Source organism: Dactylosporangium sp. CS-047395, from assembly GCF_050942185.1.
Classification (GTDB): domain Bacteria; phylum Actinomycetota; class Actinomycetes; order Mycobacteriales; family Micromonosporaceae; genus Dactylosporangium.
The window spans coordinates 8,354,718-8,364,929 of record NZ_CP192015.1; the positions used below are offsets into that span (position 1 = coordinate 8,354,718).

The 10,212-nt window shown below is 74.6% G+C and carries 8 protein-coding genes; 4 read left to right on the forward strand and 4 right to left on the reverse strand.

Annotated features, from left to right (window positions below; all coding sequences use genetic code 11):
• The first annotated feature begins 8 nt into the window (after positions 1-8).
• Positions 9-3,026 carry a putative Ig domain-containing protein gene (locus ACQP00_RS39275; protein WP_433206283.1) on the forward strand — a complete coding sequence of 1,006 codons (3,018 nt, stop codon included), beginning with the start codon at positions 9-11 and terminating at the stop codon, positions 3,024-3,026.
• Here ACQP00_RS39275 and ACQP00_RS39280 read toward each other — a convergent pair.
• Positions 3,023-3,604 carry a hypothetical protein gene (locus ACQP00_RS39280; RefSeq protein ID WP_433206286.1) on the reverse strand — a complete coding sequence of 194 codons (582 nt, stop codon included), beginning with the start codon at positions 3,602-3,604 and terminating at the stop codon, positions 3,023-3,025. The two genes, ACQP00_RS39275 and ACQP00_RS39280, sit on opposite strands and share 4 nt — an antisense overlap.
• Before the next feature lie 20 nt (positions 3,605-3,624).
• Complete coding sequence (locus ACQP00_RS39285; RefSeq protein WP_433206289.1) at positions 3,625-4,392, reverse strand: alpha/beta fold hydrolase; 768 nt, start codon at positions 4,390-4,392, stop codon at positions 3,625-3,627.
• Positions 4,393-4,442: 50 nt separating this feature from the next.
• On the opposite strand from ACQP00_RS39285, the gene ACQP00_RS39290 reads away from it, so the two are divergent.
• A complete protein-coding gene (locus ACQP00_RS39290; RefSeq protein WP_433206292.1) occupies positions 4,443-7,490 on the forward strand; it encodes a BTAD domain-containing putative transcriptional regulator in 3,048 nt (1,015 codons plus the stop codon).
• Here the strand turns inward: ACQP00_RS39290 and ACQP00_RS39295 are convergent.
• Positions 7,401-7,949 (reverse strand): dihydrofolate reductase family protein, encoded by a 549-nt coding sequence (locus tag ACQP00_RS39295; protein WP_433206295.1) that lies wholly within the window; start codon positions 7,947-7,949, stop codon positions 7,401-7,403. The two genes, ACQP00_RS39290 and ACQP00_RS39295, sit on opposite strands and share 90 nt — an antisense overlap.
• A 95-nt stretch (positions 7,950-8,044) precedes the next feature.
• Here ACQP00_RS39295 and ACQP00_RS39300 point away from each other — a divergent pair, with 95 nt between their 5' ends.
• Positions 8,045-8,476, forward strand: coding sequence for a hypothetical protein (locus ACQP00_RS39300; protein ID WP_433206298.1), 432 nt, complete (start codon positions 8,045-8,047; stop codon positions 8,474-8,476).
• On the forward strand, positions 8,449-8,595 hold the full coding sequence (locus ACQP00_RS39305) for a hypothetical protein (protein WP_433206301.1): 147 nt from the start codon (positions 8,449-8,451) through the stop codon (positions 8,593-8,595). Before ACQP00_RS39300 ends, ACQP00_RS39305 begins: the two co-directional genes overlap by 28 nt.
• On the opposite strand, the gene ACQP00_RS39310 is transcribed toward ACQP00_RS39305, so the two are convergent.
• Positions 8,590-10,137 (reverse strand): cation:proton antiporter, encoded by a 1,548-nt coding sequence (locus ACQP00_RS39310; RefSeq protein WP_433206304.1) that lies wholly within the window; start codon positions 10,135-10,137, stop codon positions 8,590-8,592. The genes ACQP00_RS39305 and ACQP00_RS39310 overlap by 6 nt on opposite strands.
• Positions 10,138-10,212: the final 75 nt, after the last annotated feature.

The window sequence follows — 10,212 nt, forward strand, 5'->3', positions numbered from 1 at the left end:
TGTGTCGCGTGCAGAAACGGTTGACCGGTGCGTTCGGTGTCTGTCTCATCATGCTGGCGGTAGCCGGCCGTCCGGTCGCCGCGGCGGCGGCACCGGCTCATCATCCGGAGTCGCTGACCCTGCGGGCGTTCGTGGCCAGCAACTGGTTCTCCTGGATCTCGTACTTCGACGTGGCCTCCGACACCAAGCTCGGCAACGGCCGGACGGGCAACTGGGGCCCGAACGACCTCGTGATCGCGCCGGACGGCTCGAAGATCTACGCGTCCGGACTGGCCGGCAACGTCGTGACCATCGACCCGTCCACGATGACGATCACCAGCGACGTCAACCTGGGCGACTCGCTGTACGGGCTGGCGCTGTCGCCGGACGGATCGCGGCTGTACACGGCGAATCCCAGCGGCGGCAAGGTCTACGTCGTCAGCACGGCCACGATGACCAAGGTCGACACGATCACCGGGCTCAGCTACCCGATGGACGTCGCGCTCAGCAAGGACGGGACCCGGCTCTACGCGGCCGACGGCTCCGGCCTGGCGGTGGTCAAGCTGTCCGACGGCTCGCTGATCACGAGGGTCCCCACCGGCTCCTTCCCGTACCGGGTGGCGGTGTCGCCGGACGGCGGCACCGTGGCCGTCACCGATCACCAGGACAACAACGTCAGCCTCATCGACACGGCCACCAACACCAAGACCGGCAGCGTCATCACCGGGGCCCGCCCGAACGGGCTCGCGTTCACCCCGGACGGCACCGCAGTCTGGGTCGCCGACGAGAACGGCAACGACGTCGCCGTGGTCGACCTCGACTCGAAGACCCGGACCGGGGTGATCCCGCTCGGCTCCAGCACCGGCCCCTACGGCGTCGGGTTCACCCCCGACGGCACGAAGGCCTACGTGTCCAACATCAACGCCGGCTCGGTCAGCATCATCAACACCGGCACGAAGACGGTCACCAGCACGGTCCCGAACGTGGGCGGCGGCCTGCAGGACGTCGTGGTCGGCCTGGTCGACGTGCACCCGGTGGTCTCGACGGCCACGCTGCCCGGCGCCCTGACCGGAACCGCCTACAACGCCTCGCTCCAGGCGGCCAACCTGGCCGGGACGCCGGCGTGGTCGGTGCAGAGCGGCACCCTGCCCGCCGGACTGACGCTCGACGCCGCGACGGGCGCCATCACCGGTACCCCCACCGGCCCGGCCGGCACCGCCACGGTCACCTTCGCCGTCACCAACGGGACCGACACCGCCACCAAGGCGCTCGACCTCACCGTCCAGGCCGCCCTGTCCGGCTCGACGGCACCCGTGCCGCCCGGCGTCGTCGGGCGCGCCTACACCGCCTCGCTGACGGCCACCGGCGGCACCGCCCCGTACACGTACGCGCTGACGACCGGCGCCCTGCCGACCGGCCTGAGCCTGGACCAGAGCACCGGCGCCGTCACCGGCACCCCGACGGGCCCGGCGGGCGCCACCCAGTTCGCGGTGACGGTCACCGACACCGACGGCGCCACGGACGAGCAGACGTACACCCTGACCGTCGTCCCGGAGATCGCGATCACCGGCACCACCGTGCCCGCGGCCGGGACCGGCGCGGCGTACACGGCGACCATCGGCGTCGCGGGCGGCCTCACGCCGTACGGCTACGCGGTCACCGCGGGCGCCCTGCCGGCCGGGCTCAGCCTGGACCCGGCCACCGGCGAGCTGAGTGGCACCCCGAGCGCCTCCGCCGGCACGTACAACTTCACCGTCACGGTCACCGACGGCGGCGGGGGCACCGCCGCCCAGGCCTTCGCCCTCACCCTGACCGCGGCGCCGACGGTGAACACCAACACGCTCCCGGACGCCGTGGCCGGCACCGCGTTCACCGGCACCCTCGCGGCCGGTGGCGGCACCGCCCCGTTCACCTGGAGCATCGTCGCGGGCGCCCTCCCGGCCGGGCTGTCGCTCGACCCGTCGACCGGCGCCCTGACCGGCACCCCGACCACGGCCGGGACGGCGAACTTCACGGTCCGGGCGACCGACGCCGGCGCCGCGACCGTGGACAAGGCGCTCACCATCGTCGTCCACGCCGCCCTCGCCCTGCCGGCGCCGGTCCTTCCGGCGGCCACGGTCGGCGCGCCCTACACGGCGAGCGTGACGGCGACCGGTGGCCTGCCGCCGTACTCGTACAGCGTCACCTCGGGCCTCCTGCCGCCCGGCCTCGCGCTGAACCCGGCGAGCGGCGCGATCACCGGCACCCCGACCGGCCCGGCGGGCGACTACACGGCGACCGTGACGGTGAACGGGTCGGTCAACCAGACGATCACCGTGCACGTCGGCGTGGACGCGCCGAGCGGGGTCACGGCCACCGCGCAGGTCTCCTCGATCCAGGTCGGCTGGACGCCGTCGAGCGCCGCGGGCGTGACCGGGTACACCGCGACCGCCAGCCCGGGCGGGGCCACCTGCACCGCGACCGGCGCCCAGGCGACCGGCTGCGTGCTCGGGGCGGTGGCCGGCACGCCGACCACGGTGACCGTCGTGGCCAACGCCCCGACCGGGGACTCGGCCGCCAGCACGGCCTCGGCCGCGGTGACCGCCACCGCGCCGGTCGCCCCGGCCACGCCGCCGGCGCCCACCACGACGACCACGCTGACCACCGACCGCGGGAACATCGAGCAGCTGGCGGCGGGCGAGCAGATCACGTTCATCGGCAGCGGGTTCGCGCCGCACTCGACGGTCGTCATCACGTTGTACTCCACGCCGCAGACCCTGGGCACCGTGACCACCGACGGCAACGGCGCCTTCTCGGCCCCGATCACGGTGCCGGCCGACCTCGCGACCGGCGCCCACACGGTGTCGGCCCAGGGCGCGGCGCCCGACGGCACGGTCCGCACGATGGCCCTCGCCGTCACGGTCGCCGCGGCCGCCGACGCCCCGGCGAGCAGCCCCGCGCTCGCGGTGACCGGCACGGATCTGAGCGGGCCGCTGACGCTCGGGCTGCTGCTGCTCGCGGTCGGGCTCGGGTTGTTCCTCGGCGGCCGCCGGGCGCGCCGGGCCTAGCGGTCGGGGTGCTGGCGGTACCGGCGGCGCTCGATGTCCTTCAACACGTCCGGGTCCCACTGCGAGGCGTTCCAGTCGTCCGCGGTGGGCTGGGCCGCGATCGGCGAGGACGTCTCGCCGCCGGTGACCAGGTCGTAGCGGTCGGCGGCGTACGGGCGGCCGGGGGCGACCTTCGCGCGGATCCAGGCGCGGGTGTGCACGACGCCCGCGATGAGCAGCGCGCAGCCGACCAGCCGCAGGACGCTCACCGCGAGGAGGGACGGGATGACCAGCCCGGCCACCCAGAGCGCGACGAACGCGCCGGCGCCCCAGAAGCCGAGGTGGCCGTAGGCGGGTGCGCCGTGCTCCCGGGTCTGCCGGACGGCGGCGTAGATGTAGAACGCCAGCGAGATCAGCAGGCCGACGGAGATGCCGAGCGCGACGTAGCCGAGGATCAGCATGAAGAGCCAGACCGCCTTGGCCTGCAGCTCGCGCGGGAGGTCACCGTAGGCGAGCACCAGCACCGTCACCAGCGCGATCAGGACCGCGTAGGCCACCGTGAAGGCGATCACCCGCCGGCATGCCGCGTTCCACTCCATGACTGCTCCCCCCCGACGATTCATGGACGATCGTCGAGGATAGCGAGAAATTCCTCCACCATGGGGGCGACCCAGTCCGCGCGCTGCGGGACCGTGGTGTGGGTGGTGCCGGGCAGGATCGCCAGCCGGCATGCCGGCAGGCCGGTCAGGTCGCCCGGCACTCCCCCGCCGAGCAGCCGGAACATCTCGACCGCGTGCTCGGGCTGGATGATGTCGGAGTCGGCCAGGATCAGCATGACCGGCGCGGCCAGAACCCGGATCCGCTCGGCCGTCCACTGTGGCAGGTCGGCGTCGAGGGCCTTCATCTTGGTCACCAGGTTCGCCCAGCCGGCCGGGTCGGGGGCGGTGCGCACGTACTCCTCGTGGAACTCCGACCCGTGCAGGTGCTCCGGCTGCAGGTCCGCGATGCCGTCGAGCAGCCCCGGGTGCATCCCGCCGTTGTGGAAGCTCACCGACGCGAGCACCAGCCGCCCGACGCGGTCCGGGTGGTCGGTGCCGAGCCGCAGCGCGACGGCGGCGCCCATGCTCCAGCCCAGCACGTCGGCCCGTTCGATCCCGAGCCGGTCGAGCAGCTCGACGACGTCGGCCGCGAAGTGCTCGACGGTGAACGGCCGGTCGATGTCCGGCGTGCGGCCGTGGCCCTGCAGCTCGACCGCGATCACCCGGCGGGTCTTGGCCAGCAGCGGCAGCAGGGTGCCGAACGAGGTGCCGATGCCGGACAGGGCGCCGTGGATCAGGACGAGCGGGCGGGTGCCGAGGGTGCCGTGCTCCTCGCAGTAGATTTCCATGCGGCCACCATCGCGAGCTGCGCTTACGGTCTGCTTTAGGCTGGCTTGCGATGCAGTTCGGGGTGCTCGGGCCGCTCGCCGTGACCACCGACGCCGGCGAGCCCGTCGTCGTGCCGGGCACCAAGGTCCGGGTGCTGCTGGCCGACCTGCTCGTGCACCGCAACCACGTCGTCTCGGCCGACCGGCTCATCGACGACCTGTGGGGCGACGAGCCGCCCGCCAACCCCGCCGGGGCGCTGCAGGTGCGCGTCTCCCAGCTGCGCAAGGCGCTCAACGACGCCGAGCCCGGGGCCCGGGACCTGATCGAGTCCCGCGCGCCGGGCTATCTCCTGCGCACCGGCGCCGTCGACGCCGACCGGTTCGACCGGCTGGCGGCGTCCGGCGAGCTCGCGGCGCTCACCGAGGCGCTCGGGCTGTGGCGGGGCGAGCCCTACGCCGACATGGCCGACGAGGAGTTCGTCCGCGCGGCGGCGACCCGCCTGGCCGAGCAGCGCCTGGCCGTCCACGAGCGGCTGGCCGAGGCCCGGCTCGCCCGCGGGGAGCACGACCTCGTCGCCGCCGACCTGGCCGGGCTGGTGGCCCGCCACCCGCTGCGCGAGGGGCTGCGGGCGCTGCACCTGCGGGCCCTGTACGCGGCCGGGCGGCAGGCCGAGGCGCTCGACTCGTACGCGGAGCTGCGCGACCGGCTCGCCGACGAGCTGGGCCTCGATCCCGGCCCCGAGCTGGTCGCCCTGCACCGGCGCATCCTCGGCCACGACGCCGCCCTCGCCCCGGCGCCCCGACCGGCGGCGGCGCTCGTCCGCAACGCCCTCCCGGCCCGGCTCGACGAGCTCGTCGGGCGGGCCGAGGCGCTGACCGAGCTGCGGGCCCTGCTCCCCCGGCAGCGCCTGGTCACGCTGGTCGGTCCGGGCGGGGTGGGCAAGACCCGGCTGGCCACCGAGGCGGTCCGCGCGCTCGGGCGGGACGAGGTCGTGTTCGTCGAGCTGGCGCCGGTCCCGGCCGGGCAGGACATCGCCGAGCGGGTGCTCGCCGCGCTCGGGGTCCGCGAGTCGGCCGGCACCGACCTGACCGCCGAGGATCGTCTTTTCGCGTCGGTACGGTCCAGAGCTCTCACCCTCGTGCTCGACAACTGCGAGCACGTCGTCGCCGCGGCCGCCACGCTCGCCGGAAGGCTCCTGCGGGACGCGCCCGGCGTGCGGGTGCTCGCCACCAGCCGGGAGCCGTTGAGCATCGCGGGCGAGCTGGTCTGGGACGTGCCGCCGCTGAGCCTGGCGGCGGACGAGGGGGACGTCGACGCGGTACGGCGCTCGGCCGCGGCCCGCCTCTTCGCCGCCCGGGCCGCCGCCCAGCAGCGCACGTTCCGCCTCGACGAGCGGACCGCGCCCGCCGTCGCCCAGCTGTGCCGGCGCCTCGACGGGCTGCCCCTCGCGCTCGAGCTGGCCGCGACCCGGGTCCGGGCACTGGGCCTGCGCGGCGTCGTGGAGCGCCTCGACGACCGGTTCGCCCTGCTCGCGACCCAGCAGCGGGACGTGCCCGCGCGGCAGCGGACCCTGACCGCGGTCATCACCTGGAGCTGGGACCTGCTCGACGAGCAGGAGCGGGCGGTGCTCGCCCGGCTGTCGGTCTTCGCCGGCGGCTGCACCCCCGAGGCCGCCGAGGAGGTCGGGGAGGCCGACCTGGACCTGCTCGCCCGGCTGGTCGACCGGTCGCTCGTGGTCCTCGACGAGACCGGGATCTCGCCACGGTACCGCCTGCTGGAGTCGGTCGCCGCGTTCGCCGCCGGCCGGCTGCCCGACGCGGACAAGGTCAGGGACCGGCACGCCGCCTACTACACGGCGCTCGCCGAGCGGGCCGACCCGCTCCTGCGCGGGCCGGAGCAGCCGCACTGGCTGGCCGTGCTCGACGCCGAGTCCGCGAACCTCGCCGCCGCCCTCGGCCACGGCCGCGACCCCCGCCTGCCGGTCGCGCTGAGCTGGTACTGGTTCCTGCGCGGCCGGCTCACCGAGGCCCATCGGGCCTTCCGGGCCGTCGCGGCGCCGGGGGCCTTCGGTCTCGGTTTCGCGCTGTTGCTCGGGGCGCCGGCCGTGCCGGACGAGGTGCGGTCCGCGCTGGACGGAGCCTCCGAGCTGGCCCGCTGGTTCGTCGCCAACGCCGTGTTCGGGCGGAACGACCTGGCCCTCGCCGCCGACCTGCTGCCGGACGGGCCGGCGGACCGCTGGGTGGCGGCGGCGACGCTGATCACCCGGGCCATGCTCGCCCACGCCACCGGCGACCTCGACGCGCTGGAGCGGCACGGCACCCGCTGCGCCGCGATGTTCGCCGAGCTCGGCGACCGCTGGGGCCGGCTGCAGGCCACCGACTGGGTCGGCGGGCTGGCCGAGATGCGCGGCGACCACGCGCGGGCGGCCGCCCTGCACCGCGAGGGCCTGCGCTGGGCCGAGGAGCTGGCGCTGTGGCCGGAGGTGGCCAGCAAGCTGTCGTGGCTGTCCTGGCTGGCCGTGCAGACCCGGGAGTACGCGGCCGCGCGGGAGCTCGGCGAGCGGGCCTTCGCGCTGGCCACCGCCCAGGGCAACCCGAGCGCGATCGTCTTCGCCGAGCTCGGCCTGGGCATCGGCGCCCGCCGCGAGGGCCGGCTGGACGTGGCCGGCGAGCACCTGGGCCGGCTGGCCGAGCAGGGGCGGGCCGAGGCGCAGCCGGCGCTGTACCTGCCGATGGTCCTGGTGGAACTGGGCTACGCGGCCGAGACCCGGGGCGACCCGGCGGGTGCGGCCGCACTGCACCGCGAGGCCCTGGCCGCGGCCGAGGCGATGGGCTCGCCGCGCGACGGGATCGCGGCCCTGGAGGGCCTGGCCGCGGTGATCCCGGACCCGGTGGAGGCCGCGCGGGTGCTCGGCGACGCGGCCGCCCGGCGGGTGCGGTTCGAGGCGCCGGCCGCCCCGGCCGAGCGCGACGAGATCGACCGGGTCACCGCCCGGCTGGTCGCCGCACTCGGCGCGGAGCGCTTCGCCTCACTGCACGGGGGCGTAGCTGGCGATGATCATCCCGCTCTTGTGCACCCGGGTCCCGGTGAGGGCGAACGAGGACGCGATCTCGCCTAGCGGCGTGGTCAGGCTGGGGCCGCCGACGAGCACCGGGCAGATCCAGAAGTGCACCTCGTCGACCAGGCCGGCCTGGACGAGCTGGGCGGTGACGGAGCCGTAGCCGTACTGGATGATGTTCTTCCCCTCGGTGTCCTTGAGCGCCCGGACCGCCTCGACCAGGTCGCCCTGGATCACCTCGCTGTTGTTCCAGGCGGGATCGGTGAGCGTGGTGGAGGCCACGTACTTCTTCACGCCGTTGAAGTAGGCGGCGCCGGTGCTGGGGTCGCTCTCGTCCCGCGTCGGCCAGGCGGCGGACATCCCGTCGTAGGTGACCCGGCCCATGAGCATCGCGTCGGCCGCCTCGGTCAGCGCCCCGGCGAACTCCTGCGCCTCGGCGTCGAAGTAGGGCATCGTCCAGCTCGGGTTCTCGATCACGCCGTCGAGGGTGATGTACGTCGAGTTGACCAGCTTGCGCATCGGGTTCTCCTTGAGGTGTGCCGTGCTGACAGAGATCACTCTGCCGCACCGCCCTTACGATCCGCTTCAGGTCGCCCTTCAGGCAGGATGCAGGGGTGGCCACGTTCCTGCTGACCTGGAATCCCGACGTCGCCGGCTGGGACGACGCCGCCCACGCCGGCGCCGTGCACGCCGGCCGGGCCGTCCTCGGCCGGTGGGGTGTCGGCATTCGCAGGTCGGGCATTTCGGTCGGCGACCGGGCGTTCCTGTTCCGCCAGCGCCACGAGCGCGGCGTCGTCGCCCGCGCCACGTTCACCAGCGAGATCTACGAGAACGCGCACTGGGACGGCTCGGGGCGGACCACGACGTTCGCCGAGGTCGCGTTCGACACGCTGCTGCCGGTGGGCGACCGGATCCCGGTCGAGGTGCTGCGGGCCGTGGTGCCCGGCGTCCCGTGGGACCATCTGCAGGGCTCGGGGGTCGCCGTCCGGCCGCCCGCCGCCGCGGACCTGGAGCGACTGTGGCGCGACCACGTCAAGACCCCCTGATCCGCACCGCCGGGCACGGCGCCCGGACCCTCGACGCGTTCCTACGCCTCCTGACCGCCGCGGACGTCCACACGCTCGTGGACGAGGAGGCGCAGCCGTCGCTCTTCCCGGAGTTATAGGCGGGTGCGCAGGTCGGTCGACGCGGCCGCCTCCTCGTAGTCGAGTTGTTGCAGGACGGCGCGGAGGACCTCGTCGTCCAGGCGGCCGGCGTCGCGCTCGCGGATCAGGGCCCGGCGCTGGTGGGCCAGGATCGCCTGGACCAGTTCGTGGTCGTGCTGCTCCGGCTCCTGGGCGTGCGAGGACGCGTTCAGGACGTGGGCGATGCGGTGCTCGATCAGGGCCATGGTGACCGCCTCCTCGCCGTTGGTGGTGGCGCGGGAGGTGTAGTCGTGGGCGGCGCGGCGGGCCACCCGCAGGGCGCGGGCCAGGTCGGCCTCGGCGCGGCGGCGGTCGGCGGTGTCGGAGATGTGCAGGAAGCGGATCAGCGGCTGCAAGGTGGAGCCCTGCACGAGGATGGTCAGCACGGCCACCGACAGCGCGATCGCCTGGATCATGTTGCGGTCCGGGGCCGGGACACCGGCGATCGTCGTGGCCGGGATCGCGGCCGCCGCGGCCAGGGTCACCACGCCGCGCATGCCGGCCCACGACAGCACCACGCCGTAGCGCCTCGGCAGGCGGCTGGGGTTGAGGGACAGCAGGGCGAAGATCCAGAGCGGGCGGGCCAGGAGGACCACGAGGAGTACCACGGAAACACCGAGCAGCAGCTGGAGCGGGCCGGTGCCCTCCAGGGTCGCGTCCATCAGGATGACGCTCACCTGCAGGCCCATGTAGGCGAAGACGAACGCCTCCAGGACGAGGTCCACGGTGTGCCAGACCTGCCGGCTCTGCAGCCGCGTGGCGAAGGCGGCGTCGGCGCTGTGGTGGCCGATCCAGAACCCGGCCGCGACGACGGCCAGGACGCCGGACGCGTGCAGCTCGCTGGCGGCCAGGTACGCCACGAACGGCACCACCGCGCCGAAGACGGTCTCCAGGGCCGGGTCGTGCAGCCGGGGCCGGATCTGGTGCACCACCATCGCGGTGATCAACCCGACCCCGACGCCGACCAGGACGCTGTAGAGGGCCAGCGGGACGGGGCGATCGATGAAGGGCCGGTAGCCGGTGTACGCGGCAACGGCGAGCTCGAAGGCGACCAGGGCCACGGCGTCGTTGACCAGGCTCTCCCCGGTCAGGATGGTCATCACCCGGTTCGGCATCCCCAGCCGGCGGCCCAGCGCCACCGCGGCGACCGCGTCCGACGGGGCCAGCACCGCGCCGAGCACGAACGCGCCGCCCACGGTCAGGGCCGGGAACAGCCACCAGGCGACCAGCCCCACCGCCGTCGCCGAGAAGACCACCAGCCCGACCCCGAGGGCGGCGATGGGTAACAGGTCGCGGCGGAAACTGACGAAGGACAGTTCGAGCGCCGCGGAGTACAGCAGCGGCGGCAGGACGAACGCCAGAATGAGCTCCGGCGGCAGCTCCATCCGCGGCAGTCCGGGCAGCAGCGACACCGCCGAGGCGACGACCACGACCACCAGCGGACCGGGCCACCCGCGCCGGTTCGCCGCGGCGGAGACGGCGACCGAGCCGATGACGATCGCCAGGAACCCGACGCCGTTCACCGGCCTGGGCTACCCCTGACCGGGCCCGAATCACGCCGGCCGGGACCGGCGGCGGGCGCGGTGCCGGCGACCGGG